Raw genomic sequence first — 25,010 nt, 5'->3', positions numbered from 1 at the left:
AATTCAGGAACCCTTCCAGCGCCGCAGCAGCAAGGCATTGGCCATCACGCTCACGCTCGACAGCGCCATCGCCGCCCCGGCCACCACCGGGCTCAGCAGTCCGAAGGCCGCCAACGGAATCCCCGCCACGTTGTAGGCGAAGGCCCAGAACAGGTTCTGCCGGATCTTCGCCACGGTGCGGCCCGAGAGGTCGAGCGCCTGCGCCACCAGCGCGAGATCGCCGCGCATCAGCGTGATGCCCGCGGCCTCCATCGCCACGTCGGTGCCGCCATCGGCCGGCGCCATCGCGATGCCCACGTCGGCGGCCGCGAGCGCGGGTGCGTCGTTGGCGCCATCGCCCACCATCGCGACCACGTGACCGTCGCGGCGCAACGCGCTCACCTGCTGCGCCTTGTCGGCCGGCAGCACCTCGGCGCGCACGTCCTCGGGCGCGATACCCAGCCGCGCCGCCATGGCGCGTGCGGCGCGCAGGTTGTCGCCCGAGATCATCACCACGCGCAGGCCGCGCGCACGCAGCGCGGCGACGGTCTCGGCCGCCTGCGGCTTGGGTTCGTCGGCAAAGGCCAGCAGGGCCAGTGCCTCGGCCGCGCCGCCGGCATCGAAGCGCAGCAATGCCGACACCGTGGCGCCCTGTGCCTGCAACCGGTCGACCTCGGCGGCATCGACGTCGGCATCGAGCTCGCGGCACCAGCGCAGGCTCGCGAGGGCCCAGGCCCCGGCGAATTCGCCCTCGCCATCTCCCTCTATCTCGCCGCGCACGCCGCGGCCCGGCATGGCCTGCATCGAACGCAGCGCCGGCACCGCCAGTTTCCTGTCGGCGGCGGCCACGAGCACGGCGCGCGCCAGCGGATGTTCGCTGCCGCTCTGCAGGCTCGCGGCCACGGCCAGCAGCGCATCGGCATCGACGGTCCCGACGGGCACGAGCGCGGTCAGCACCGGCCGGCCCAGCGTCAGCGTGCCGGTCTTGTCGAAGGCCACCGTGTCGACGCGGTGCGCGAGTTCGAGCGAACGCGCATCCTTGATGAGGATGCCGCGCCGTGCTGCCACGCCCGTGCCCGCCATCACCGCCACCGGCGTGGCCAGGCCCAGCGCGCAGGGGCAGGCGATGACCAGCACGGCCACCGCGTGGATCAGCGCGGTCTCGATGTCGGCGCCGCCGAGCAGCATCCAGCCGCCGAAGGTGAGCAGCGCGATCACCAGCACCACCGGCACGAAGATGGCCGCCACCTTGTCGACCAGCCGCTGGATCGGCGCCTTCGCGGCCTGCGCATCCTCGACCAGCCGGATGATGCGCGCGAGCACGCTCTCGGCACCGACCGCGCGCACCTCGACCACCAGCCGGCCGTCGCCATTGACGGCACCGCCGGTCAGCAGGTCGCCCGGGCCCTTGGGCACGGGCAGCGGCTCGCCGGTCAGCATCGACTCGTTGACCTCCGATTCGCCCTCGACCACGCGCGCATCGGCCGGCACGCGTTCGCCGGGACGCACCGCGAGGCGGTCGCCTACCATCACCTCGGCCAGCGGCACGTCGCTCTCGCCGCGCGGGCCGACCAGGTGCGCCACCTCGGGCCGCAACTGCTGCAGCGCGCGGATCGCCGAGGTCGCCTGGCGCTTGGCGCGCGCCTCGAGCCACTTGCCCAGCAGCACCAGTGTGATGACCACCGACGAAGCCTCGAAGTACAGGTGCGGCATCATCCCGTGGCCCGCGTGCTCGCCGGTGGCCGAGCGCCACCAGAGCCACAGCGAGAGCCCGTAGGCCGCGCTGGTGCCGAGCGCGACCAGCAGGTCCATGTTGCCGGTCAGCGCGCGCGCCGCATGCCAGCCCGCGCGGTAGAAGCGCGCGCCGAGCCAGAACTGCACCGGCGTCGCGAGCAGCAGCTGCAGCCAGGGGTCGAGCATCCAGTCGCGGCCGAAGAACTCGCCGACCATCGGCAGCATCAGCGGCGCCGACAGCGCGAGGCCGACCGCCACCGGGCCGAAGCCGTGCCAGGGCGAGAGCGCCGCGGCTTCCTCCTGCGCATCGGCCGCGGCGCGCGGCTCGTAGCCGGCGGAGCGCACCGCGCGGCGCAGCCGGGCATCGATGTCCTCGCCACCCTGCGCCTGTGCCACCACGCGCGCCGATTCGGTCGCGAGGTTCACGCTGACGTCCTGGACGCCGGGCACGCCCTTGAGCGCGCGCTCCACGCGCATCACGCAGGACGCACAGGTCATGCCGCCGACCGAGAGGTCGAGCGTGAGATTCGGCAACGGCCGTTCTTGTACGTTTTCCATGGTGCGAAGGCTAAAGCTTCACACCATGGCAAGGTCAAGCGCGGCAAAAAGAGTCCCTGGACTGGACGTTGACATAGTGGCAAGGTTCAGACTTCGGTTTCCGAACGGGCCAACGCCCACCTTTCCATCCACGAAGGAGCAGAAACGATGAGCCAGAAATTCCAGGTCGCGGGCATGAGCTGCGGACATTGCGTGAACGCCGTGCAGAACGCGGTGCAGACGGTCGACCCCGAGGCCCAGGTCACGGTCGATCTCGAGACCGGCCATGTCGACGTGCTGAGCCAGCAGCCGCGCCAGGATCTGGTGGCGGCGATCGAGAACGCCGGCTACCGGGTTCAATGACGGTGCCGGTCACGCACGGCCCCGTGGCGATCGGCGAGGCCGCCCGGCTGTCGGGCGTGTCCGCGCGCATGGTGCGCCACTACGAGGGCCTGGGCCTGCTGAGCGCGGTGGCGCGCACCGACAGCGGCTACCGCCAGTACGGCGATGCCGACATCCACACGCTGCGCTTCATCAAGCGCTCGCGCGACCTCGGCTTCTCGATGGAGGAGATCGCCGAGCTCGTGGGCCTGTGGCACAACCGCCGGCGCACGAGTTCGAGCGTGAAGCGCATCGCGCAGAAGCACCTCGAGGAACTGGAGCAGCGCATCGCCGACATGCAATCGATGCGCAGCACCCTGGCCCACCTGGTGCACTGCTGCCACGGGGATGCGCGGCCCGAGTGCCCGATCCTCGACGACTTGTCGAAGACCGCCTGACGGTTCAGGCGCCCCGGACCAGCGACAGCACCTTGCCCGCATCGAGCGTGCGGGCCTTCTCCTGGATCGCCGGCAGGTAGCGCGACTGCAGGCCCTGGCCTTCCTGCACCACGCCCGAGAAGGCGTCCTTGAGCATCTGCGTCGACAGCGTGCGGCCGCCCGCGTAGTAGCGCTTGGCGACATGGCCCAGCGCATAGGTGGTGGCAAAGCTCATGCCCGAACTCACGGCCTGCTTGCCGACGCCGCGCAGCAGGCCCCCGCCCACCTTGCCGAGCAGCCCGCCCAGCAGCTTGCGCCCGGCCTGCTCGAGGTACTGCGAGGTCAGGCCCACGCCCACGGTGGCGATGAAATCCTTGACGTGGCCGCTGTCGAGCTCGTAGCCGTGCGCCTTGCCGATGCGGTAGACCAGCTTCATCTGCAGCGGAATGATCGCCATGGTCGACAGCGTCTCGGGCAGCAGCTCGAGCGCGCCGTTGAGGATGGCGGCGTTGAGGATCGACTTGTCGAGCTCGGCGCTGTCGGGCGTGAGCGGCGACGCGCCCGCCGCGACGGCCGCGACGGCCGGCACCGGCGCCGCGGCCACCACCGCGCCCGCGGAGGCACCGGCCACCGCCCCGGCCGCCGCGATCTCCTCGGCCTGGTTCGAGAACTGCGTCGCCGAGGCATCGAGCCCGAGCGAGGTGCGCACGTCGGTCAGGAACATCCGCTCGGCCTGCGACTGCGCGCCGTCGGCATCGCACACGCACACCGCCATCTCGTAGGCGAGCTGCTTCGCCTCGGTGCTCTGCAGCTGCGCCGCCACCGACGGCAGCGAGACGCGCTTCATCAGCACGTCCTGGTAGAGCGTCGGCAGGTTCAGGCCGTCGGTCTGCGACAGCCCTTCGGCGATGCGCTTGATCTCCGCGCGCTCGCGTTCGTGCTTTTCGCCGTCGACGAAGGCGGCCAGCAGGCTGAGGGTCACGATGGCCTGGGTTTCGGAAGGTGTCACGGCTGGAATTTCCACAAGGTGAAGGACGAAGTTCGGTCGGAAGACCGGGGGAAGGTTCCGCCGCGCGTTCTCCCCACAAAGCGGGTGCAACTCTGTGGATAACCACAGAACTACTTTGTAGGGGCGCGGCAAGTTATTGATTTTTATGGGGAATCTACAGACCGCTTAAAAAATAGGCAATGAATTTCCTCACCCGAAAAACGCCTTTCGCAGATTTCCGGAGGGCTGTCAAAGGACAACTCTGGGGAGAGTTCTGGCACAAGCAGGTGGTTATCCACAGCGCCGGACGGATGCGCCAGGTTGTCCCTTTGGACGCGACAGCACAAAAGCACGGCTGCGCACAGTGACCGCTGTATGACAAGTGCTTGTCACATAACGAAAAAAGCGGCATGTCCACAGAAGGGGCGGACCCTTATCTACTACTACTAATTTGAATAAGAAGAATAAGAAATAGAGAGAGACCAAAGGTCGCGCCCGAAAAAAAGTCCGAAGGCCGCGCCTCGTTGCAAGGCCGTCGGCGTGGCTGGCGCCCGCCCCGTGGCGCTCGCTACCATCGCTGGATGAGCTTCAAACCGCGGATCCTGATCGCCGAGGACGAATCGGGCATCGCCGACACCCTCCAGTACGTGCTTAAGAGCGACGGCTTCACGCCGGTCTGGTGCGCCACGGCGGAAGACGCGCTGGCGCAGTTCGCGCAGGAGGCGCCGGCGCTGGCGATACTGGATGTGGGATTGCCCGACATGAACGGCTTCGAGCTGTTCAAGCGGCTGCGCACGCTGAACCAGGCCATGGGCGGACCGGAGGTGCCGATGCTGTTCCTCACGGCGCGCAGCGACGAGATCGACCGCGTGGTGGGGCTGGAGCTCGGCGCCGACGACTACGTCGCCAAGCCGTTCTCGCCGCGCGAACTGGTGGCGCGCGTGCGCACCATTCTTCGGCGCAGCGCGCGGGGCGCGCCAGGGCCCTCAGGAACGCCAGGAAGCCCCGGAACCTCCGAACAGGGGGTCCCCCATGCCGGCGCGCCCCAGGCGGCGCCTGCGGCGCGCCAGACCCCTCCAGTGCCCAGCCAGCCCTTCGTGCTCGACCAGGAGCGCATGCAGATCCGCTACTACGGCCGGCTGCTCGAACTCTCGCGCTACGAATACGGTCTGCTGCGCTTGCTGGTGCAGCGCCCCGGGCGCGTGTTCACGCGCGACGAATTGCTCGAACTCGTCTGGGACGACGCCAGCGAAAGTTTCGACCGCACCGTCGATGCCCACATCAAGACCCTGCGCGCCAAGCTCAAGGCGATCGCGCCCGAGGTCGAGCCGATCCGCACGCTGCGCGGCACCGGCTACGCACTCAACGAAGAACTGCCCGCCAGGATCTCGTGACCCGGCGCACGCGCATCTTCATCGGCATCCTGCTGATCTACACGGCCGGCATCGCCTTCCTGCTGTACCGCGTCGTCTCCGACATCGATCCGCGCTACCGCGAATCGGCCGAGGAATCGCTGGTCGAGACCTCGCAGCTGGTGGCCAGCCTGGTCGAGCAGGACGTGATCGCGGGGGCCATCAACACGGCACGGCTCGAGCCGCTGTTCCGCACGCTCTATGCGCGCGAGTTCTCGGCCCAGATCTACAACCTGCACAAGAGCCGGGTCGAGCTGCGCGTCTACGTGACCGACCGCGGCGGCCGCGTGATGTTCGATTCGCTCGGCCGGCACCTGGGCGCCGACTATTCGAAATGGAGCGACGTGAGCCGCACGCTGGCCGGGCTCTACGGTGCGCGCACCTCGCGCGACGTCGACGTCGATCCGCGCACCTCGGTGATGTACGTGGGCGCGCCGATCCGCTGGAACAACGAGATCGTCGGCATGGTCAGTGTGGGCAAGCCGGTGCAGAGCTTCGGCCAGTTCGTGGAGGACGCGCGGGCGCGCACGATCTGGGTCGGCGTGGGCTCGGCGCTGGCGCTGCTGCTGCTCGCGGTGATCGTCTCGGTCTGGCTGGTGCGGCCCTTCGGGCTGATCCGCGACTACTGGGGCTGGGTGCGCGCGCAGCGCAGCCTGAGCCTGCGGCGCATGGCGCGGCGCGCGGTCGACGCGGTGCGCAGCGGCTTCAGCGAGATGCGCGACACGCTGACCGGCCGCAACTACGTCGCCGACTACGTGCAGACCTTCACCCACGAGGTGAAGAGCCCGCTGTCGGCGATCCGCGGCGCGGCCGAGCTGCTGCAGGAACCCTCGATGCCGCACGAGGAGCGCGAGCGCTTCCTTGCCAACATCGCGCGCGAGACCCAGCGCATCCAGGAGATCGTCGACCGCATGATGGAGCTGACCGCGCTCGAGACCCGGCGTGCGCTCGAGCGCACGCAGCCGGTGGCGCTGGCCTCGCTGATCGAGGACATCGCGATCAGCGCCCGGAGCGCCGCGGCCCAGCGCAACATCCGCGTGCACGTGGACATCCGGGCCGAGGCCTCGGTCGAGGGCGATCCCTTCCTGCTGCGGCGCGCCGTCAGCAACCTGCTCGACAACGCGATCGATTTCTCACCGACCGGCAGCGAGGTGCGCATGACGCTCGAGACCACCTCGCGGCTGGCGCGCGTGAGCGTGCGCGACCGCGGACCCGGCATTCCCGACTACGCGCAGGAAAAGGTCTTCCAGAAGTTCTATTCGCTGGCGCGGCCGCACAGCCAGAAGAAGAGCACCGGGCTGGGCCTGGCCTTCGTCAAGGAGATCGCCGCGCTGCACCACGGCCGCATCGAGCTCGGCAATGCGACGCGCGGCGGCGCGGTGGCCACGCTCACGCTGCCGCTGCTGTCGCCCTGAGCTGCTACTGGCGCCCGATCAGCGCGAGGTAGTCGCGCCGCGTGCCTTCGCTGACCGAGGCGATCAGCTGCTCGTACGGGGTCTTGTGGCGCGCCAGCATGCGCGCCGAGGCCACCATCTTCGATTTGCAGAACCAGTGGCAGGTGTGCTGCATCAGGAACAGCTCGGCCGACAGCGTGTAGGCCTTGTCCTTGGGGCTGCGGCCGGCGCGGTTGTGCATCACCTCGTTGATGCCGCGCGCATGGATCGCGAAGGCCGCGCGCAGGTCGAAGGTCTCGCGCGGAAACAGCAGGTGCGCATAGGGCAGCGTTGCCAGCGGCGAGGTGCTCACGCGTGTCTGCGCGGCATCCACGCGCGCGAACTCGGCCGCGAAATTGGCGAACTGGGCCGCGAGCCGCGCCTCGGTCGCGTCCAGCACGCCCCAGATCTGCTGGCGTCGCTCGGGATCGTCCTCGCCGAGGCAGCGCAGGTAGCCCTCGGTGAGGTTTTCCATCAGCTTCTCGATCTGGTAGTTGCCCAGGTGGCGCGCCAGCAGCGCGATGCGCCGGCGCTGGTCGTGGGACTTGAGGAGGTAGGCGCCGATGGCGATCAGCGCCACCAGGGTGAGGATTTCCATGGACTTGGGAACGGGCGGACGGGAAGAAAGGGAGTGCGCCGAGTGTAGAGACCCCGGCGCGGCCCCTGCCGCCCGCGGCCCTAGCGGAAGAAGTCCAGGATGCGGTTGCGCTCCTCGGGCTGCGGCGGCGCGCCGATCGGCACGCCGGTCAGCACCTCGACCGGCTGCGGCGCGGCCTCGGGCTCGAGGCCCAGGCTCGCGACGCCGCGGCCCGGCGCGTAGTCGTCGAAGTAGAGCTCGCCGTCCACGTGCACCAGGCCCGGCGGCTCGGGCAACTGCGCCACCGGCACGCCGCGCAGCGCGGTCTGCATGTAGCCGGTCCAGATCGGCAGGCTCAGGCTGCCGCCGGTCTCGCCGCGCACGCCGAGCTGGCGCGGCGTGTCGTAGCCGATCCAGGTCACGCCGACCATGGTGGGCTGGAAGCCCGCGAACCAGGTGTCGAAGGAGTCGTTGGTGGTGCCGGTCTTGCCGAACAGGTCGTCGCGCTTGAGCGCCTGGTAGGCCTTGAAGCCGGTGCCGTTGCGCACCACGCTCTGCAGCAGCGAATCCATCAGGTAGGCGTTGCGCGCGGGGATCGCGCGGTTGCTTTCGTCGAGCGCCGGCGGCTCGGTTTCCATCAGCACCTTGTCCTTGGCATCGGTCACGCGCGTCACGAGGTAGGGATTGACGCGGTAGCCGCCGTTGGCGAACACCGAATAGCCGGCGGCCATCTGCAGCGGCGTGACCGAGCCCGCGCCGAGCGCCATCGGCAGGTTGGCCGGATGCTTGTCCTTGTCGAAGCCGAAGCGCGTGATCCAGTCCTGTGCGTAGTCGGTGCCGATCGACTGCAGCACGCGGATCGTCACCAGGTTCTTCGATTTCATCAGCGCGGTGCGCAGCGGCATCGGGCCTTCGAAACCGCCGTCGAAGTTCTTCGGCTCCCAGGGCTGGCCGCCGTTGGCGCCGGGCTCGAAGTACAGCGGCGCGTCGTTCACCACGGTGGCGGGCGTGAAGCCCTTCTCGAGCGCGGCCGAGTAGATGAAGGGCTTGAAGCTCGAACCGGGCTGGCGCCAGGCCTGCGTCACGTGGTTGAACTTGTTCTTGCTGTAGTCGAAGCCGCCGACCAGCGCCTTGATCGCGCCGGTGCGCGGGTCCATGCCGATGAAGGCGCCCTCGACCTCGGGCAGCTGCGTGATCTCCCAGCTGTTCTTGGCCGTGCGCGCCACGCGGATCACCGCGCCGCGGCGGATCTTGATGTTGGGCTGCGCCTTGGCCGCCAGGCCCGACTGCGCGGGGCGCAGGCCTTCGCCCGTGATCTCGATCGCCTCGCCGTTCGCGCGCACCGCGCTGACCTGCTTGGGCGAGGCATCGAGCACCACGGCCGCGATCACGTCGCCGTTGTCGGGATGCTCGGCCAGCGCGTCGTCGACTGCTTCGTCGACCTCCTTCGGATCGTCGGGCAGGTCGACGAACTTCTCGGGGCCGCGGTAGGGCTGGCGGCGCTCGTAGTCCATGATGCCGCGGCGCAGCGAGCGGTAGGCCGCCGACTGGTCGGCCGCCACCAGCGAGGTGTAGACCTTCATGCCGCTGGTGTAGATGCTGTCGCCGTACTGAGAATGCATCATCTGGCGCACCGTCTCGGCCACGAACTCGGCGTGCAGCCGGTTCGGGTCGGCGGCATCGCGCAGGTGCAGTTCCTCCTTCTTGGCCTCGGCTGCCTGCTCGGCGGTGATGAAGCCGGTCTCCTGCATGCGGTCGATCACGTAGAGCTGGCGCGCGCGGGCGCGGCGCGGATTGGCCACCGGGTTGTTGGTGCCCGGCGCCTTCGGCAGGCCCGCGAGCATCGCGGCCTCGGCGATCGTGATGTTGGCCAGCGGCTTGCCGAAGTAGGCATCCGATGCCGCGGCGAAACCGTAGGCACGGTTGCCGAGGTAGATCTGGTTCATGTAGATCTCGAGGATCTGGTCCTTGCTCAGCTGCTGCTCGAGCCGCAGCGACAGCAGGATCTCGTAGGCCTTGCGGCTCAGCGTGCGCTCGGAGCTCAGGTAGACGTTGCGCGCCACCTGCATCGTGATGGTGGAGGCGCCCTGCTTGCGTCCGCCCTTGAGGCTGGCCACCGCCGCGCGCAGGAAGCCCTTGTAGTCGACGCCGCCGTGGTCGTAGAAGCGCGCGTCCTCGACCGCGAGCACCGCGTCCTTCATGACCTTGGGGATCGCCGCGAAGGGCGTGAGGTTGCGGCGTTCCTCGCCGAATTCGCCGAGCAGCTCGCCGTCGGACGAAAACACGCGCAGCGGTTGCTTGGGCCGGTAATCGGCGAGTTCGGAGCTGTCGGGCAGGCGCGGCGAGATCAGGGCGATGGCGACGGCGCCCGCGACCGCGAGCACCAGCACGCCCGAGCCCGCGACGATGGCGCTCCAGACGGCGATGCGCTGCCAGCGCGGTGGTTCGGGGGCGTCGGGTGAGCGGGGCTTGAAGGGATTGAACATGAGGGAGGTCCTGCTATTGAGAGAGTCCGCGCAGGCGCGGGTTCCGGGCCAGCCGCGATGCGCTCGCGGCCAGCATGGCGGCGTCGATGGCGCCGCGGCTCTCGGCCTGCCGCGCGCAGTGCATCGCGTCGAAGTACTTGTCGTGGTCGTAGGCGACCAGCAGCAGGTCCACGCCGGCATTCAGCGCACGCACCGTGGCGTTGCACAGGCCCCGGTCGTAGGCTGCACCCATCGTGAGATCGTCGGTGACGAGCAGGCCGTCGTGCCCCCACGCGCCGCGAATCACGGACTGCACGATTTTGCGCGAGAACGAGGCCGGATGGTCGGGGTCGAGTTCTGGAACGATCACATGGGCGAGCATGACAGCCGCTTGTGTCGAAGCCGACACCTCTTGAAACGGTTTCCAGTCATGTGTTGCAAGTCGGGCCGCGGGCGTGCGCAAAAAACCGGCCGCATGGTGCGTGTCCTCGGCCACGCCGGCCAGTCCCGGGAAGTGCTTGAGCGTGCCTTGCACGCCGGCCGCTTCGAGGCCCTGTTCGTAGGCCCGCGCCACCTCGGCGACGAGTGCCGGGTCGGCCGAGATCGCGCGTTCGTCGATGCGGGTGTGCAGGTCCCAGCGGCCCGGCGCGCGGCCGGTGCGCAGGTCGACCACCGGGCTGAAGTTGAGCGTGATGCCCAGCGCGGCGAGCGCCCTGCCCTGCTGCTCTCCGTAGGCACGGGCGCGCTGCGCGAGTTCGTTCTCGGGCACGTCGGCATCGATCAGGGTGGCGAGCGAAGGCTGGCGTTCGATCAGCGGCGAGAGCCGCGACACGGCGCCGCCTTCCTGGTCGGTGGCGACGATCAGCGGCGGCAGGCCGGCCGCCGTGCGCAAGTCCTGCAGGCTCGAGATCTCCTCGCGCAGTTGCGTCGCGCTGCGGCCCATGACGTTGCGGCCGGTCACGAAGATGCCGCCGATCGCGCCGTGGCGCGCGAGCTCGCGCAGCATCGGCATCTCGGCGTTCTCGTAGCCGACGATGAAGTGCGCGCCGAGCCTGCGTGCCTGCGCGTCCGATGCGGCGAGCACTTCCGCGCGGCGCTGGCGGCTCGAGAGCTCGTCGGCCCCGCTGCAGAGCATCACCGCGCACAGCAGCCCGAGCAGCATCGGGCGCAGCGAACGGCGCGCGAAGCGCCAGACGATCGCCACGCCGCCGCCCGCGAGCGCGAGCAGCAGCGGCACCTCCCAGGCGCGCAGGAAGCGCAGGTGCGGATCCTTCAGGTGCCAGGCCCAGAAGCAGAGAGCGACCAGTGCCAGCCATCCCAGGGCACCGAGCGCGACGCGCAGCGCTTTCATGCCGGATCGGTGAGGGCCACCGGTGCGGCTTCGGGCCGGCGCGACAGCGCATACCAGTCGACCTTGCGCGTCATCAGCATCAGCGCCGAGAGCATGCCGAAGATCAGCAGCGCGCCGAGCAGCAGCGCATTGCTCTCGGAGGCCAGCAGCCCATAGAGCGCACCGTAGAGCACCGCGACGAAGCCCGCGAAACCGGCGCCGCGCTTCCAACTGCCGAGCACGGCGGCGAAGTAGATGCCCAGCAGCAGCACGCTCGCGCCGGCCGCGCCCGCATAGGCGAGCCAGAAGGCCAGCTTCTCGGACAGCGCCAGCAGCAGCAGGAAGAAGATCGCGATCGACAGGCCCACCAGGCCGTACTGCACCGGGTGCAGCCGCAGCTTGCGGAACAGCTCGAACATGAAGGCGGCCATCAGCACCAGGCCGATGAAGAGCGCGCCGTACTTGCCCGCGCGGGTGCTCATCGAATAGACATTGATCGGCTGCGCGAGCGAGACATCGAAGCTCTGCGGGTTGAAGGGCTGCGGGCCGGCGCGCACATTGCCGTTGGTCGAGGCCGCCGTCGCGTCGGCGCGGCCCGCCAGGTCGACACGCACCTGTTCGCGCGCCGAGCTCACGAGCGAGGACACGCGCCAGTGCGCATCGAAGCCCTGCGGCGTGACCTCGCGCTTGGCGGCGAGGAAGCGGCCGCCGAAGCTCGGATGGGCCCAGGGCGACTTCAGGTGCGCGCTGGTTTCTTCCGCGATCGGCACCATCGACAGGGTGTCCTGGCCGACCAGCGAGAGCTTCATATCGAAGGGCAGCGCCGCGCGCGACTGCCAGGCGGCCAGGGCCGCGCCGCCGAGCGGCGCGTGGATGCCGTTGGCGAACCAGGAGTCGTCGGGCAGGCCGGGCACGCGCTGGCGCAGCCGCAGTTCGGTGCCGTTCACCGTCAGCGCGGGCGAACCGTCGAGGCCGCGCAGGTCGCTCACGTTGAAGGCCACCAGCGGGGCCTTGAATTCGATCTTCGAATCGGGCTCGCTGTGCGCGACCGCCTCGGGGTCGAAGGCAGCGAAGCCGCCCGACAGGGTGGCGTCGAGCGTGTAGAACGGGATCTTGAAGATGCCGCGGTAGCGCTGCTGCGGCGTCATCGAACCCTCGATGTGCAGCTTGTCGGGGAACACCACGTGCGCCATCTCCTTGCTGCGCGCCTCCTGGCCGATCACCTTGCCCTGCGCGTCGCGCAGCGGCTCCATCCAGCGCTCGACGTAGGGCACCAGCAGCAGCGGGCCGACCACGGTCTGCGGGCCCGCGTAGGTGGCGGCCAGTTCGGCGGCGGCCTCGCGCTGGCTGTCGCCGCGCTCGTTGTTGATGCGGTCGATCTCGGCCAGCGGAATGCACAGCAGCAGCACCAGCAGCAGCAGCCCGCCCACCTTGGCCAGCATCGAATCCTTCAGCAGTTGAAGCATGTTTTCTCTCCTCGTTGACGACGGACCGGATGCTCGCCGTGCGATCCGAAGCCCGTGTGAAGCGTGGCGGCGCGGCGACTTCACGCGGACTTCACACAGCGCGGCGGACTTCAAGAAGCCTTCCCAATGCCTTCTCGCAGGCTGGCGACAGTGCAGGCCATCCGATACACAGAGAAGAGGACCCGACATGCACACCCCCTCCACCCATCGACCCGGCCGCTGGCTCTGGCTGGCGACGCTGAGCCTCGCGGCCGCGGGCTTCGTCGCGCTGAGCCTGAATCCCGTGCATGCGCAGGAAGCGGCCGCGCCGCGCCTGAAGACCGAGAGCCCGTATTTCTTCGTGAAGAGCGACGACCCCTCGATCGACCGGCTGCCGCTCAAGGGCACCGAGGTCTCGGTGAAGATATCGGGCGTGATCGCCGACGTGACGGTGACCCAGACCTACCGCAACGAGGGCCAGCGCGCCATCGAGGCCAAGTACGTGTTCCCGGGCTCGACCCAGGCGGCCGTGAGCGGCCTCAACGTGCGCCTGGCCGACCGCCTGATCACCGCGCAGATCCGCGAGAAGCAGCAGGCGAAGATCGAATACGACACCGCCAAGCGCGAGGGCAAGACCGCCGCGCTGCTCGAGCAGCACCTGCCGAACGTGTTCCAGATGAACGTCGCCAACATCCTGCCGGGCGACGACGTGAAGGTGGAGCTGCGCTACAGCGAGCTGCTGGTGCCGCAGTCGGGCAACTACGCGTTCGTGTTCCCCACCGTGGTGGGCCCGCGCTACAACAGCCCGCAGTCCTCGAACGCACAGGCGCCCTGGGTCGGCCAGCCCACGCTGCGCGCGGGCGTGGCGGCCGGCACCACCTTCCGGCTCAAGGCCAGCATCGACACGCCGATGGGCCTGAAGGAGATCCGCTCGATGACGCACGCCATCGCCGTGAAGAAGAGCGACGAGGACCGCCATGCCGAGATCGAGCTGGCCGCCGACGGCCGCCCGGCCGACAACCGCGACTTCGTGCTCGACTACCGCCTCGCGGGCGAGAAGATCGAATCGGGCCTGATGCTCTACAAGGGCCAGGGTGAGAACGCCGAGAACTTCTTCCTCGCGATGGTCGAGCCGCCCAAGGCCGTGGCCGCCAGCGCCATCTCGCCGCGCGACTACATCTTCGTGGTCGACATCTCGGGTTCGATGCACGGCTTTCCGCTCGACACCGCGAAGACGGTGCTCGAGCGCCTGATCGGCGGCCTGCGTCCCAGCGACACCTTCAACGTGCTGCTGTTCTCGGGCAGCAACAAGATGCTGTCGCCGGCCTCGGTGCCCGCGACCCGCGCCAACATCGAACAGGCGCTGGCGACCATCAAGAACTTCGAGGGCGGCGGCAGCACCGAGCTGATCCCGGCACTCAAGCGCGTGTATGCCGAGCCGAAGGACGAGAAGGTCTCGCGCACCGTGGTGGTGGTGACCGATGGCTACGTGACGGTCGAGCGCGAGGCCTTCGAGCTGGTGCGCAACAACCTGTCGAAGGCCAACGTGTTCGCCTTCGGCATCGGCTCCTCGGTCAACCGCAGCCTGATGGAAGGCATCGCGCGCGCCGGCATGGGCGAGCCCTTCATCATCACCGACCCGGCGCAGGCGCCCGAGCAGGCCGCGCGCTTCCGCCGCATGGTCGAGTCGCCGGTGCTGACCAGCGTGAAGGCCACCTTCGGCGGACTGGACGTGTACGACGTGGAACCGCAGGCGCTGCCCGACGTGCTGGGCGAACGGCCGGTGATCGTGTTCGGCAAGTGGCGCGGCGAAGCGCGCGGGCGCGTGATCGTCGAGGGCCAGGGCGCCGAAGGCCCGTACCGCCAGGAAGTGCGCATCGATGCGCGCACGCGCCAGGACACGGCCGCGCTGCGCACGCTGTGGGCGCGCCATCGCATCCAGAGCCTGAGCGACCAGGAAGCGCTCGAAGGCAGCGCCGCCTTCAAGGACCGCATCACCGAGCTCGGCCTCAAGTACAGCCTGCTGACCCAGTACACCAGCTTCATCGCGGTCGACAAGGTGGTGCGCAATGCCGCGCCGCAGGACAGCGCCAGCGTGAACCAGCCGCTGCCGATGCCGCAGGGTGTCAGTGATACCGCCGTGGACGGCGGCGCGCTCGGCGCCGAGGTGCCGAGCACGCCCGAGCCCGAGACGCTGGGCGCCATCGCGGTCGTGCTGTCGGTGCTGGCGATGCTGCGCCGCCGCGCGCGCCGCCACGATGCACGCCGTTTCACGGCCTGATACGGGAGCACGACCTCATGTCCCTGGCAACTCTTGCCCACCGCCATCCACGCATCGTGGATTGGGGCATCCGCATCGACCGATTCCCGGCCGCCGCCTGGCTGGCCCTGCAGTTCGCCGCGCTGGCGCCGACCTGGGGCTGGATGCTGCGGCGCATGGTCGACGGATCGGACGATCCGCTCGGGCTGCTGGCGCTGGTCGCGCTTGCGGCGCTGGCCTGGCAGTGCCGCGGCGAACTGCGCGCCGCGCCGCGGCTGGGCTGGCTCGCGCTGGCCGGCGCCGGCACGCTCGCGGCGACCGTGCTGCGCACCGGCCTCGGCAGCCTGCCCGCGCTGCCGCCGCTCGCGGCAGGCCTGTTGGCGGTGCTGTCGCTGGCGGCGGGCCTCATGGCCTTCCTGCCGCGCCGCGTGGCGGCCGTGCCGGTCGCGGGCCTCGCGGTGCTGGCGTTGCCGCTGCTCTCGTCGCTGCAGTTCTATGCCGGCTATCCGCTGCGCGTGGCGACGGCCGAGGCCAGCCGCTGGTTGCTGGCACCGGGCTTCGAGGTGGCGCGCGAAGGCAGCACCCTGCTGATCGACGGCCGGATGGTGATCGTCGATGCGCCGTGTTCGGGCGTGCAGATGGTCTGGCTCGGCTACTTCACGGCCTGCGCCGTCGCGCTGTGGGCGCGGCGCGCCGACCGTGGCTTCCTGGCCCGGCTGCCGCTGGTCGGCCTCGCGGTGCTGGCCGGCAACATCGTGCGCAACAGCGTGCTGATTGCCTGCGAGGGCGCCGGCCATCCGCTGGCGCCGTGGGCGCACAACGCGCTGGGCCTGGTCGTGCTGGCGCTGGTGTGCGGTGCCATCGCGCGGCTGATGACGCGCGAGCGAAGCGGCGCGGGCCTCGATTTCGTCATGCGGCCCGTTCCGGGCCTGATCACCACCCAGGGAGGCCGCCGTGTCGACACTGCCCATTGAGCGCTTGTTCGAACGCCTGTTCGCGAATCACTTCATCAACCGCATGGGCCACAAGACGCTGTTCGCCGTCGCGATGCTGCTGTGCATCCTGTGGTCGGGCGCCGCCGCGCTGCGCACGCCGGCCGTGGCCGCGCCGGTGGCGAGCACGATCGAGTGGCCGCGCGAATGGGACGGCGCCGCGCTGCGTCCGCTCGCGCTCAGCGAGGTGGAGCAGCGCTTCGCCGACCGCTTTCCAGGCGCCATCGGCCGCATGACCGACGGCCGCCAGACTCTGGTGATGCGCGAGGTGCGCGAGCCCACGCGCATGCTGCATCCGGCCGCCGACTGCTACCGCGCGCTCGGCTACCGCATCGCGCAGGAGCGGCTGGAGCACCAGATGCAGGCCGGCGAATCGCATTTGTGGCGCTGTTTTGTTGCGCAACGGCACGGCGGGCAAAAGTTCCGCGTCTGCGAGCGCATCGTCGACGCCGATGGCGCCGCTTTCACCGACACTTCAGCCTGGTACTGGGCGGCAGCCAGCGGCCGGTCGAACGGACCGTGGCAAGCCGTCACCGTGGCGAGACCGATGTGAACCCATTGCTGAAAAAGACCCTGCGATTTCTCCTCTTCGGCCTGCTGGCCCTGGTGATCACGGCCGGCGTGGCGATCTTCCTGATCGTCAAGCTCGCGCTGGCCCCCGCGCCCGGCGAATGGCGCACCACGGTGAAGGCCGGTCCGCTCGCCTTCGAGACCGGCGTGCCGACCGCGGTGCGCATCGCCACCTCGCCCTGGTTCGCGCCATGGCTCGACGGCCGCTCGCTCGACACCGGCCACGGCACCGTGCGCTTCGCCTGGAAGGCGGCCGACGGCCTGCTCGAACTGCACTGCGCGCCGTGCAGCGTCGAGTTGCCGGCGCTGGGCGCGCAGCCGATCCGCGTGCAGCAGCTGGTGGCCACGGTGCGCCGCGACGGCAACACGCTCAACGGCACGCTCGGCGCCACGCCGCAGGGATCGCCCGCGGGCGATCCCGCCGCCACGCTGCAAGGCAAATGGGAGGGCCGCCTCGCGCCGAAGAACCTGCAGCTCAGCGTCGACATCCAGGATGCGCCGATCGCGCGCTGGTACGCGGTGCTGGTGCCCGGCCTGCCCGAGCTGCAGCGCGCGCGCATCGGCGGCACGCTGGCATTGCGCGGCCACGTCGTGCTGCCCGAAGCCACCTTCTCGGTGCTGCCCAGCGTCAGCCAGTTCACGGTCGAGGGCCTGGGCACCGAGGCCATGCTGGGCGCGCGCACCAGCTGCGGCCCCTCGGCCAGGCTGACCAACGACAGCTGGCTCGCGCGCGCGGTCATCGCCGCGGAGGACCAACGCTTCTTCACCCACACCGGCTACGACCTGACCGAGATCCTGGCCTCGATCGACAACAACCAGAAGGAAGGCGCGCAGAAACGCGGCGGCAGCACGCTCACGCAGCAGCTCGCGAAGCTGCTGGCGACCGGCAGCGAGCGCACGGCCGAGCGCAAGCTGCGCGAGCTGCTCTACGCGGTCGAGATGGAACAGACGCTGGGCAAGGCGCGCATCCTGCAGCTCTACCTCGACAACGCGCCCTGGGGCGGCAACCTCTGCGGCGCGGAAGCCGCGGCCAAGCGCTATTTCAAGCGCAGCGCGCGCAGCCTCGAACCGGCGCAGGCGGTCTGGCTCGCGGCCATGCTGCACAAGCCGCAGGCGGTGCTCGAGCAGTGGCGGCGCGACGGGGCCATCGATCCCGACCGCGTGAAGTGGGTGGCCGAGGGCGTGCGCGGCATCAGCCGTAACCAGCGCGAGTCGCTGCTCAAGAGCGTGGCCAGCGCGAAGTTCGCGCCGCCGGAGCCGAACCCATGAGCGCCGAGGTCGAAGCGATCGAGCGCGCCACGGTCGCGGCCGTCTCGCCCGATGCCGTCGGCGCTATCGAGGGCTGGCTGCTGCCCTTCGACCACGGCACGGTCTCGCGTGCCCGCTCGGCCGTGCCGCTGCGCCATGCGCCGGCGGCCGAGGGCACGCTAGAGCGGATCGAGCAAGGCTACGCCGCGCAGGGGCTCCCGCCCATGCTGCGGTTGGCCGATCTGGAATGCTTCGACGGCCTGCGCGCCGAGCTCGAAGCCCGGCGCTATCGCGGCGCCAAGCCCACGCTGGTGCAGACCGCCACCTTGCGCCGGATGCAGGCCGTGGCACCGGCCGGCGCGCTGCCGGCCGAGGTCGACACCGCGCCCGACGACGCCTGGGCGGCGCTGTTCCTCGGCGAGGGTTTCGATCCAGTCGACGGCGCCCACCGCGTGCGCGTGCTGGCGCGTGCCCAGGGCTCGCTCTATGCGAGCGTGCGCGAAGGCGGCCGCACCGTGGCCGCGGGCGCGATGGCTTTCGGCCATGGCTGGGCCAGCGTGCACGGCATGCGCACCGACGCCGCGCAGCGCGGCCGCGGCCTGGCCGGGCGCGTGCTCGCGGGGCTGGCGCAGGTGGCGCTCGAGCGGGGGTTCGAAAAAGTGTTCCTGCAGGTCGAGGCGCAGAACGATCCCGCGCTGGCGCTGTACCGGCGCGCCGGTTTCGAAACGCGCTGGCAGTACCGGTACTGGCAGCCTTCGACCTGAAGCGGCAGGCTCAGTCGCGCGGCTCGAGTTCCAGCCCGAAGCGCACCTCGTCCAGCGCCGCGTCGACCAGCGCGAGCGGGTCGTCGAAGCCCGGCGCGAGCTTGAGGATGCCGCGCAGCCGGTGATCGATCAGCAGCACCGCGAGCCCGTGCACATAGCCCCAGGCCGAGGTCATCTGCATGGCTTCGGCGTTGCTCAGCGAGGTGGGCGGGCTGTCGGGCAGCCTCGGCGCGCCGCCGATGATCGAGGCCATCACGCGCATCGCCTCGGCGGCCGCGGCGCCCAGCACGGGATGCAGCATGTCGATCTTCTCGGTGCGGAACATCAGCCCGAACAGCGCCGGGTTCTCATGCGCGAAATGCACGTAGGCACGGCCGATCGCGTTGCGCCGCGCGCTGGCGTCGGCACCCTCGGGCGCCGAGGTGCGCATCGCGTCGGCCAGGCGATGGAACCCCACGGCGGCGAGCGAGCTCAACAAGCCGGTGGTGTCGCCGAAGTGGTGCTTGGGCGCGGTGTGTGAGACGCCCGCTTCGCGCGCGATCGCGCGCAGGCCGAGCCCGGCGATGCCGTCGCGCTGCAGCACGGTCTCGGCCGCGGCCAGCAAGGCATCGGGCAAGGCGCCGTGGTGGTAGCGGCGGGCCGGCGCGGCGGACTCGGCCGGTGTGGCCGCTGTGGCCGCTGTGGCCGGCGAAGATTCGGCGGTGGCCGGTTCCGTGGAACGGGAACGGCGCGGACGGGAAGCAGCAGGCATCCAAAAATCTTACCACTGGAAAAATCTCTTGACTTCATTGGATGGCTCGACGATATTTCCACTGGAAAGATAAGCCCTCCACGCTTTTCCAACCCTACACCGGCCCCGGCCGACGATCCGAAGGAACCCCGATGAACGATGCCGTCACCCGCAGCGCCCCGCCTTCCAACATGGGCCCGATCGACTTCGAGACCGACGTCGGTCCGCTGCCGCTGAAGGGCACGCTGCCCGCCGGCCTGCGCGGCACGCTGGTGCGCAACGGCCCGAACCCGGTGGCGCCCGACCCGCGCGCCCACTGGTTCGCCGGCGACGGCATGCTGCATGCCTTCCACATCGCCGACGGCGCGGTGCACTACCGCAACCGCTGGGTGCGCACCCAGCGCTGGCAGGCCACGGTCGAAGGGCAGGAGCGGCGCCGCGTCGGCTTCCAGAGCACCGAGGGCGAGGCGCCGAAGCGCGAGGATGACGGCACCGGCAACACCAACGTGATCGGCCATGCCGGCCGCATGCTTGCGCTCGAGGAGGCGCACCTGCCGATCGCGATGACGCTGCCCGGGCTCGACACGCTCGGCGCCACCGACCTCGACGGGCGCCTGCACGGCAGCTTCACGGCCCATCCCAAGACCGATCCGCGCACCGGCGAGCTGCTGTTCTTCGGCTACGGCACGCCCGCGCCGCTGTCGGCGGGCATGAGCTTCGGCAGCATCGCGGCCGACGGCCGCGTCACGCGCTTCGAGAGTTTCGAGGCACCCTATGCCAGCATGGTCCACGACTTCATGGTGACCGAGGGCCACGTGATGTTCCCGATCATGCCGATCACCGCCAGCCTCGAGCGCGCGCAGCAGGGCCGCCCGCCCTATGCCTGGGAGCCCGAGTTCGGCACCCGCGTCGGCCTGATGCCGCGCGGCGGCAGCAGCGCCGACATCGTCTGGTGGCGCGGCCCGGCCTGCTATGTGTTCCACGTGATGAATGCCTGGGAAGCCGACGGCAGCCTGTACGCCGACGTGATGCAGTTCGACACGCCGCCGCTGTTCCCGCGTCCCGACGGCTCGCCGATCGGCGCGGGCGATCCGCCCGCGCGTCTGGTGCGCTGGCAGTTCGAGCTCGCGAACCCGGCGCGCGAATTCACGCGCACCGTGCTCGATCCGCGCCCCGGCGAATTCCCGCGCATCGATGACCGCTTCGCCGGCCTGCCCTACCGCCATGGCTGGTACGTGCTGCGCGACGACGAGGCTTCCACCGAGGCGCGGCGCAATTTCGCGGGCCTCGCGCATGTCGACCATGCCAACGGCGAGCGCGGCATCTACAAGCTGCCGGCGCCCGACACGATGTCGGAGGCCGTGTTCGTGCCGCGCTCGGCGCAGGCCGAGGAAGGCGATGGCTGGCTGCTCGCCACCATCTGGCGTGGCGCCACCCACACCAGCGAGCTCGCCGTCTTCGATGCGCGTGCCGTGGCCAACGGCCCGCTGTGCACCGCCGCGCTGCCGCACCGCGTGCCCGTGGGCTTCCATGGCAACTGGTTCGATGCTGAGGGCAGCGTGCCCGGCGCCGCCGCGCGGGCCGATGCGCAACCCACCGTTCGCTTCGGAGCGTCGTCATGAGCATGCTGCTGGCCTTCGCGCCCTTCATCGTCTTCGCGCTGTTCGACCGCCTGCTCGGCGTGGTGCCCGCGCTCTCGGCCGCGGCGGCGCTGTCGGCCGTGCTGCTGTTGCGCGACTGGCTCACGCCGAAGCGCACGGTCAAGGTGCTCGAGATCGGCACCGTGCTGCTGTTCGGTGGCCTCGCCGTGTTCGCGCTCGCCACGCACACCGAGTGGTCGCTGCTCGGCGTGCGGCTGCGCGTCGACGCGGGGCTGCTGCTGGTGGTGCTGGCCTCGATGGCCATCGGCCAGCCCTTCACCCTGCAGTACGCGAAGGAGCAGACGCCGCCCGAGGTCTGGGCGCTGCCGGGCTTCAAGCTGGTCAACATGGTCATCACCGCCGCCTGGGCCGTGGCCTTCGCGCTGATGGTGCTGGCCGACGTGGCGATGGTCTACGTGCCCTCGCTGCCGCTGTGGGTGGGCATCGCGGTCACGGTCGCGGCCATCGTCGGCGCGATCCGCTTCACGCAGTGGTACCCCGAGCACATGCGCGCGCGCTTCGAGGCCGCGGCCGGGGGCTGAGCGCCCGCCCCCACGGGTGGCGCGGTCGGGCCATTGGTGCCACCATGGTCGGATGACCCACACGAACCACCATCATCTCCACCATCCCACCGAGCCCGTGGCCGCGCCGCGCGGCATCGACCACATCGTGGCCGGTGTGTCGGCCAGCGATGGCGACGGCGTGAAGCTCACGCGCGTGCTCGGGCAGCCGCTGCAGAAGCGGCTCGATCCCTACCTCATGCTCGATGCCTTCGGCAGCGACAACCCCGGCGACTACGTCGGCGGCTTTCCGAACCATCCGCACCGCGGCTTCGAGACGGTCACCTACATGATCGCGGGCCGCATGCGGCACCGCGACAGCGCGGGCCACGAGGGCCTGCTCGAGAACGGCGGCGTGCAATGGATGACCGCGGGCCGCGGCCTGGTGCACAGCGAATTGCCCGAGCAGCAGGAAGGCCTGATGGAAGGCTTCCAGCTCTGGCTCAACCTGCCGGCCGACGAGAAGCTGCGCGAGCCCTGGTACCGCGACATCCAGAGCGCCGAGATCCCCGAGTTCACCACCGCCGAGGGCGTGCACGTGCGCGTGATCGCCGGCGCGAGCCATGGCATCGAGGGCGCCGTGCGGCGCGAGCGCACCGAGCCGCTGTACCTCGACATCACGCTGCCGCCGGGCGCCGAGTTCGCGCAGCCGCTGCCACCGTCGCACAACGCGCTGGTCTACGTGTTCCGCGAATCGCTGTGGATCGCGGGCAGCGAGGTGCCGACGCGGCGCATGGCCATCCTCGCGAACGAGGCCGGCAGCGACGGCGTGCTGCTGCGCGCGGGCTCGACCAACCACAGCCCGGCGCGCGCGCTGCTGATCGCGGGCCACCCGTTGAACGAACCCATCGTGCAGTACGGCCCGTTCGTGATGAACACGCCCGAGCAGATCAAGCAGGCGGTCGACGACTTCCGCCAGGGCCGCTTCGGCTGAGCCTGCGCCGACGCGGCGGTGCGGCCTGCGCCTACCGCGTGTCGGCATGGAGGTCGGCGCACGAGGCCGGGCGAGGCTTCTACGTTGCCTGCATGCCCCCCACGATCCGAAAAGGACAGGCGCCCGCCACGCTGCAGCGCGCCGAGTTCCATGAACGCTTCATGCAGGACTTCCAGGACCCGGCCTTCCAGGCCGAGTCCGAATCGCTGCGGCGCATCGAGCTGATCGCCTGGGAGGCCTACCACGAAGGCCGCAAGGCACCCGTCACGCGCAAGGCCGGGCCCGGCTATGCCGATCCCGACTACGAGCTGTCGGTCGACTGGCTCGAGGCCAAGGCGCGCATCGACGCGGCGCACGCCAAGTGGGCCGACCCGCAGAGCCATTCGCGCGTGCTGCTGGTCAATGGTTCGCCGCGCAACGACGGCACCTGTCCCGGCGAGATCTCCAAGACCTGGCGGCTGACGCAGCTCGCGCGCGAGGTGCTCGAGGGCAGCGGCGTGAAGACCGACGTGCTCGACCTCAGCCTGCTGACCTCGGACTACGGCCGCGAGATCCATCCGTGCAAGGGCTGCGTCTCGACCGCGATGCCGCTGTGCCATTGGCCCTGCAGCTGCTATCCGAACCACTCGCTGCGCCAGACCGGCGACTGGATGAACGAGATCTACGAACGCTGGACCGCGGCGCATGGCGTGATCGTGCTCACGCCCGCCCACTGGTACCAGGCCACGAGCCCGCTCAAGCTGATGATCGATCGCCTGGTGTGCGCCGATGGCGGCAACCCCGATCCCACCAGCACGCACGGCAAGAAGGCCGAAGAGGCCAAGGCGCTCGAGCTCGAGGGCTGGGGCTATCCCAAGCATCTCGATGGCCGTGCCTATGGCGTGGTGGTGCATGGCGACGTGGCCGGCATCGAGAGCGTGCGGCGCAACCTCTGCGACTGGCTCGACTGGATGGGGCTGATCGACGCGGGCAATGCGGCGCAGCTCGATCGCTACATCGGCTACTACGAGCCCTATGCCACCAGCCACGACACGCTCGATGCCGACGCCGACCTGCAGGAAGAGGTGCGCAACGTCGCGCGCGCGGTGGCGCAGGCGGTGCGGCAGCTGCGCACCGGCAAGCTCAAATCGCCTGACCGGGGCCTGAAGAGGCCGCGTCCCAAGTAGCTCGCGCGCAAAAATTCACGGCCGCCCGCGCCGCCATTCACCATTCTTTACGCAGGCTCACGCGGGGCTCACGGACGGCTTACAGAAGGCTTCCACACTTCGTCTCACCAGCTGCCCATCGGCGGCGGTTCTTCGAAAGGAAGCACTCTCATGATCTCTCTCCGCCAACGCATCCTCTGGGCCGGCCTGCTGGGCTCGGCCGCCCTCGCATCGTCGGGCGCTTTCGCCCAGACGCCGGCGCCCACGACCGCGGCACCCGCCGCTGCCGTGGCGCAGGCGGATGGCGCGGCCCCGCAGCGCAAGGCCCACGCGGACCACAAGCGCATGGATCCGGCCAAGCGTTTCGAACGCATGCAGGAACATCGCGCCAAGCGTCTCGCGGCCCTCAAGGACAAGCTCAAGCTCAATGCCTCGCAGGAAAGCGCCTGGTCCAGCTACACCGGCGCGACGCAGTTCTCCGGTCCGCGTCCCGATGGCCAGCGCATGACCCGCGCCGACTTCGCCAAGCTGACCACGCCGCAGCGCATCGAACGCATGCAGGCCCGCCAGGCCGAACGCAGCGCGATGTTCGCCAAGCGCGCCGACGCCACGAAGTCCTTCTATGCCGCGCTGACGCCCGAGCAGCAGAAGACCTTCGACGCCGAGACCCTGCACTTCGGCGGTCACCGCTTCCATCGCGGCGGCCACCATGGCGGCCCCGACGCCCAACCGGCCAAGGGTTGAGCCTCGGCCCTCGGCGCTGTCGCCGAGAGTGGCCCATGACGAAGGCCCGCAACGCGCGAAGCGTTGCGGGCCTTTGTTCTGGTCGATCCGACCGATCCGATTACTTCGGCGTGCCGGTCTTCTCGGTCGGGTTGGTCGGCACCTCCGGACGCTCGCCCGGCTGGCCGAAATGCGGCTTCACCTTGCGCGCCTGCTGGCTCACCTGCCAGCGCGACTGCTCGCCGGTCGGTGCCGTCACCATGTTCGGCTGGCCGTTCATCACGGTGCTGGCCTCGCCCTTGGGCACCAGGTTGTTGGTGTTGTTGCGGTTGTGCGCACGGGCCTCGGCGCGCACGGTCTCGAGCGACACCGGCGCATTGCCGTCGGGCTGCTGCGTGGGATTGGCCACGCCGGTCGGCGATTGCGTGCTGGCCTGGCCGCCCAGTGCCGGATCGGGTGCCGCGGGCATCGAGGAGGTCTGCGCCATCGCGAAGCCGCCCGCGCCCATCAGGCCGGCCAGCAGGGTCGCTCGAAGAAGTCGTTGCTGTGCGTGTTTCATGATCGGTTTCCTTTGCGTCTCGATAAATGGTGTGAAGAAATCGCGGACGCCTTTCCCGACGTCCTGAATTCACCGTAGGAGCCGCTCCGTTCGGGCCTTGTGGGGGTGCGTCAGGGCTGCCTGTAGGAGCCGGCCGGCCGCGCGCGAAGGCGCCGCGAGCCTGTCGCGTCGGAGGGCTGGAGGCGCCACGAGAAGGTGGCGCGTTCCTACAGGCGGGCACGGATCGA

At 69.9% G+C, this 25,010-nt stretch carries 22 protein-coding genes; 14 read left to right on the top strand and 8 right to left on the bottom strand.

Features of this window, described 5'->3' with window-relative positions; all coding sequences use genetic code 11:
* Positions 1-3: 3 nt before the first annotated feature.
* Entirely contained in the window at positions 4-2,271 is a 2,268-nt protein-coding gene (locus BM109_RS13940) for a heavy metal translocating P-type ATPase (RefSeq protein ID WP_093343633.1), read from the bottom strand.
* A 147-nt stretch (positions 2,272-2,418) separates the two neighbouring features.
* Here BM109_RS13940 and BM109_RS13935 point away from each other — a divergent pair, with 147 nt between their 5' ends.
* Complete coding sequence (locus BM109_RS13935) at positions 2,419-2,613, top strand: heavy-metal-associated domain-containing protein (protein ID WP_057591827.1); 195 nt, start codon at positions 2,419-2,421, stop codon at positions 2,611-2,613.
* On the top strand, positions 2,610-3,029 hold the full coding sequence (gene cueR, locus BM109_RS13930) for a Cu(I)-responsive transcriptional regulator (RefSeq protein WP_093343632.1): 420 nt from the start codon (positions 2,610-2,612) through the stop codon (positions 3,027-3,029). The genes BM109_RS13935 and cueR overlap by 4 nt, the downstream gene beginning before the upstream one ends.
* Positions 3,030-3,033: 4 nt before the next feature.
* Here the strand turns inward: cueR and BM109_RS13925 are convergent, their stop codons facing one another.
* On the bottom strand, positions 3,034-4,017 hold the full coding sequence (locus tag BM109_RS13925) for a YcjF family protein (protein ID WP_093343630.1): 984 nt from the start codon (positions 4,015-4,017) through the stop codon (positions 3,034-3,036).
* 560 nt (positions 4,018-4,577) lie between these two features.
* On the opposite strand from BM109_RS13925, the gene BM109_RS13920 reads away from it, so the two are divergent.
* Positions 4,578-5,390 (top strand): response regulator, encoded by an 813-nt coding sequence (locus BM109_RS13920; RefSeq protein ID WP_093343629.1) that lies wholly within the window; start codon positions 4,578-4,580, stop codon positions 5,388-5,390.
* Complete coding sequence (gene creC, locus BM109_RS13915) at positions 5,387-6,823, top strand: two-component system sensor histidine kinase CreC (RefSeq protein WP_093343627.1); 1,437 nt, start codon at positions 5,387-5,389, stop codon at positions 6,821-6,823. Before BM109_RS13920 ends, creC begins: the two co-directional genes overlap by 4 nt.
* 4 nt (positions 6,824-6,827) lie before the next feature.
* On the opposite strand, the gene BM109_RS13910 is transcribed toward creC, so the two are convergent.
* From BM109_RS13910 to creD, 4 genes are all read right to left on the bottom strand, one after another.
* Positions 6,828-7,439 (bottom strand): hypothetical protein, encoded by a 612-nt coding sequence (locus BM109_RS13910; RefSeq protein WP_093343625.1) that lies wholly within the window; start codon positions 7,437-7,439, stop codon positions 6,828-6,830.
* An 80-nt stretch (positions 7,440-7,519) separates the two neighbouring features.
* Positions 7,520-9,904 (bottom strand): penicillin-binding protein 1A, encoded by a 2,385-nt coding sequence (locus BM109_RS13905; protein ID WP_093343624.1) that lies wholly within the window; start codon positions 9,902-9,904, stop codon positions 7,520-7,522.
* A 13-nt stretch (positions 9,905-9,917) separates the two neighbouring features.
* Complete coding sequence (locus BM109_RS13900) at positions 9,918-11,234, bottom strand: glycoside hydrolase family 3 N-terminal domain-containing protein (RefSeq protein ID WP_093343622.1); 1,317 nt, start codon at positions 11,232-11,234, stop codon at positions 9,918-9,920.
* Positions 11,231-12,679: a cell envelope integrity protein CreD gene (creD, locus tag BM109_RS13895; protein WP_093343620.1), complete on the bottom strand. Its 1,449-nt coding sequence runs from the start codon at positions 12,677-12,679 to the stop codon at positions 11,231-11,233. The genes BM109_RS13900 and creD overlap by 4 nt, the downstream gene beginning before the upstream one ends.
* Positions 12,680-12,866: 187 nt before the next feature.
* On the opposite strand from creD, the gene BM109_RS13890 reads away from it, so the two are divergent.
* From BM109_RS13890 to BM109_RS13870, 5 genes are read left to right on the top strand one after another with little or no spacing between them, the layout of a single operon-like run.
* A complete protein-coding gene (locus BM109_RS13890; RefSeq protein WP_093343618.1) occupies positions 12,867-14,939 on the top strand; it encodes a VIT and vWA domain-containing protein in 2,073 nt (690 codons plus the stop codon).
* Between the two features lie 17 nt (positions 14,940-14,956).
* The gene (gene xrtQ, locus BM109_RS13885; protein WP_093343617.1) at positions 14,957-15,892 is read left to right on the top strand and encodes an exosortase Q; all 936 of its coding nucleotides are present in this window, start codon (positions 14,957-14,959) and stop codon (positions 15,890-15,892) included.
* 43 nt (positions 15,893-15,935) lie between these two features.
* Positions 15,936-16,463, top strand: coding sequence for a hypothetical protein (locus BM109_RS13880; RefSeq protein ID WP_093344153.1), 528 nt, complete (start codon positions 15,936-15,938; stop codon positions 16,461-16,463).
* The gene (locus BM109_RS13875; RefSeq protein WP_256222567.1) at positions 16,460-17,749 is read left to right on the top strand and encodes a biosynthetic peptidoglycan transglycosylase; all 1,290 of its coding nucleotides are present in this window, start codon (positions 16,460-16,462) and stop codon (positions 17,747-17,749) included. The genes BM109_RS13880 and BM109_RS13875 overlap by 4 nt, the downstream gene beginning before the upstream one ends.
* Complete coding sequence (locus BM109_RS13870; protein WP_093343615.1) at positions 17,746-18,492, top strand: GNAT family N-acetyltransferase; 747 nt, start codon at positions 17,746-17,748, stop codon at positions 18,490-18,492. The genes BM109_RS13875 and BM109_RS13870 overlap by 4 nt, the downstream gene beginning before the upstream one ends.
* A gap of 10 nt (positions 18,493-18,502) precedes the next feature.
* On the opposite strand, the gene BM109_RS13865 is transcribed toward BM109_RS13870, so the two are convergent.
* Positions 18,503-19,243 (bottom strand): TetR/AcrR family transcriptional regulator, encoded by a 741-nt coding sequence (locus BM109_RS13865; protein ID WP_093343614.1) that lies wholly within the window; start codon positions 19,241-19,243, stop codon positions 18,503-18,505.
* A 131-nt stretch (positions 19,244-19,374) separates the two neighbouring features.
* On the opposite strand from BM109_RS13865, the gene BM109_RS13860 reads away from it, so the two are divergent.
* The 5 genes from BM109_RS13860 (at position 19,375) to BM109_RS13840 (ending at position 24,245) form a co-directional block, all read left to right on the top strand.
* Complete coding sequence (locus tag BM109_RS13860; protein WP_093343612.1) at positions 19,375-20,844, top strand: carotenoid oxygenase family protein; 1,470 nt, start codon at positions 19,375-19,377, stop codon at positions 20,842-20,844.
* Positions 20,841-21,404 (top strand): hypothetical protein, encoded by a 564-nt coding sequence (locus BM109_RS13855; protein ID WP_093343611.1) that lies wholly within the window; start codon positions 20,841-20,843, stop codon positions 21,402-21,404. Before BM109_RS13860 ends, BM109_RS13855 begins: the two co-directional genes overlap by 4 nt.
* A gap of 52 nt (positions 21,405-21,456) precedes the next feature.
* Positions 21,457-22,356: a pirin family protein gene (locus tag BM109_RS13850; protein WP_057591842.1), complete on the top strand. Its 900-nt coding sequence runs from the start codon at positions 21,457-21,459 to the stop codon at positions 22,354-22,356.
* A 92-nt stretch (positions 22,357-22,448) separates the two neighbouring features.
* Positions 22,449-23,522, top strand: a complete 1,074-nt coding sequence (locus tag BM109_RS13845) for a flavodoxin family protein (protein WP_093343610.1) — start codon at positions 22,449-22,451, stop codon at positions 23,520-23,522.
* 150 nt (positions 23,523-23,672) lie between these two features.
* Positions 23,673-24,245 carry a Spy/CpxP family protein refolding chaperone gene (locus tag BM109_RS13840; RefSeq protein ID WP_093343608.1) on the top strand — a complete coding sequence of 191 codons (573 nt, stop codon included), beginning with the start codon at positions 23,673-23,675 and terminating at the stop codon, positions 24,243-24,245.
* 100 nt (positions 24,246-24,345) lie between these two features.
* On the opposite strand, the gene BM109_RS13835 is transcribed toward BM109_RS13840, so the two are convergent.
* On the bottom strand, positions 24,346-24,783 hold the full coding sequence (locus tag BM109_RS13835) for a serine/threonine protein kinase (protein ID WP_093343607.1): 438 nt from the start codon (positions 24,781-24,783) through the stop codon (positions 24,346-24,348).
* Positions 24,784-25,010 lie beyond the last annotated feature (227 nt).

It is taken from the genome of Variovorax sp. PDC80, from assembly GCF_900115375.1.
Lineage (GTDB): Bacteria > Pseudomonadota > Gammaproteobacteria > Burkholderiales > Burkholderiaceae_C > Variovorax.
Note: the sequence above shows the minus strand (reverse complement) of the source record. Positions and strands in the feature narration are given on the sequence as shown.

What these genes read in the sequence shown, in the direction of transcription:
- BM109_RS13940 (WP_093343633.1), bottom strand. Translation starts at nt 2,271, where the DNA reads ATGGAAAACGTACAAGAACGGCCGTTGCCGAATCTCACGCTCGACCTC.
- BM109_RS13935 (WP_057591827.1), top strand. Translation starts at nt 2,419, where the DNA reads ATGAGCCAGAAATTCCAGGTCGCGGGCATGAGCTGCGGACATTGCGTG.
- cueR (WP_093343632.1), top strand. Translation starts at nt 2,610, where the DNA reads ATGACGGTGCCGGTCACGCACGGCCCCGTGGCGATCGGCGAGGCCGCC.
- BM109_RS13920 (WP_093343629.1), top strand. Translation starts at nt 4,578, where the DNA reads ATGAGCTTCAAACCGCGGATCCTGATCGCCGAGGACGAATCGGGCATC.
- BM109_RS13910 (WP_093343625.1), bottom strand. Translation starts at nt 7,439, where the DNA reads ATGGAAATCCTCACCCTGGTGGCGCTGATCGCCATCGGCGCCTACCTC.
- BM109_RS13905 (WP_093343624.1), bottom strand. Translation starts at nt 9,904, where the DNA reads ATGTTCAATCCCTTCAAGCCCCGCTCACCCGACGCCCCCGAACCACCG.
- BM109_RS13900 (WP_093343622.1), bottom strand. Translation starts at nt 11,234, where the DNA reads ATGAAAGCGCTGCGCGTCGCGCTCGGTGCCCTGGGATGGCTGGCACTG.
- creD (WP_093343620.1), bottom strand. Translation starts at nt 12,679, where the DNA reads ATGCTTCAACTGCTGAAGGATTCGATGCTGGCCAAGGTGGGCGGGCTG.
- BM109_RS13890 (WP_093343618.1), top strand. Translation starts at nt 12,867, where the DNA reads ATGCACACCCCCTCCACCCATCGACCCGGCCGCTGGCTCTGGCTGGCG.
- xrtQ (WP_093343617.1), top strand. Translation starts at nt 14,957, where the DNA reads ATGTCCCTGGCAACTCTTGCCCACCGCCATCCACGCATCGTGGATTGG.
- BM109_RS13880 (WP_093344153.1), top strand. Translation starts at nt 15,936, where the DNA reads ATGGGCCACAAGACGCTGTTCGCCGTCGCGATGCTGCTGTGCATCCTG.
- BM109_RS13870 (WP_093343615.1), top strand. Translation starts at nt 17,746, where the DNA reads ATGAGCGCCGAGGTCGAAGCGATCGAGCGCGCCACGGTCGCGGCCGTC.
- BM109_RS13865 (WP_093343614.1), bottom strand. Translation starts at nt 19,243, where the DNA reads ATGCCTGCTGCTTCCCGTCCGCGCCGTTCCCGTTCCACGGAACCGGCC.
- BM109_RS13860 (WP_093343612.1), top strand. Translation starts at nt 19,375, where the DNA reads ATGAACGATGCCGTCACCCGCAGCGCCCCGCCTTCCAACATGGGCCCG.
- BM109_RS13855 (WP_093343611.1), top strand. Translation starts at nt 20,841, where the DNA reads ATGAGCATGCTGCTGGCCTTCGCGCCCTTCATCGTCTTCGCGCTGTTC.
- BM109_RS13850 (WP_057591842.1), top strand. Translation starts at nt 21,457, where the DNA reads ATGACCCACACGAACCACCATCATCTCCACCATCCCACCGAGCCCGTG.
- BM109_RS13845 (WP_093343610.1), top strand. Translation starts at nt 22,449, where the DNA reads ATGCCCCCCACGATCCGAAAAGGACAGGCGCCCGCCACGCTGCAGCGC.
- BM109_RS13840 (WP_093343608.1), top strand. Translation starts at nt 23,673, where the DNA reads ATGATCTCTCTCCGCCAACGCATCCTCTGGGCCGGCCTGCTGGGCTCG.
- BM109_RS13835 (WP_093343607.1), bottom strand. Translation starts at nt 24,783, where the DNA reads ATGAAACACGCACAGCAACGACTTCTTCGAGCGACCCTGCTGGCCGGC.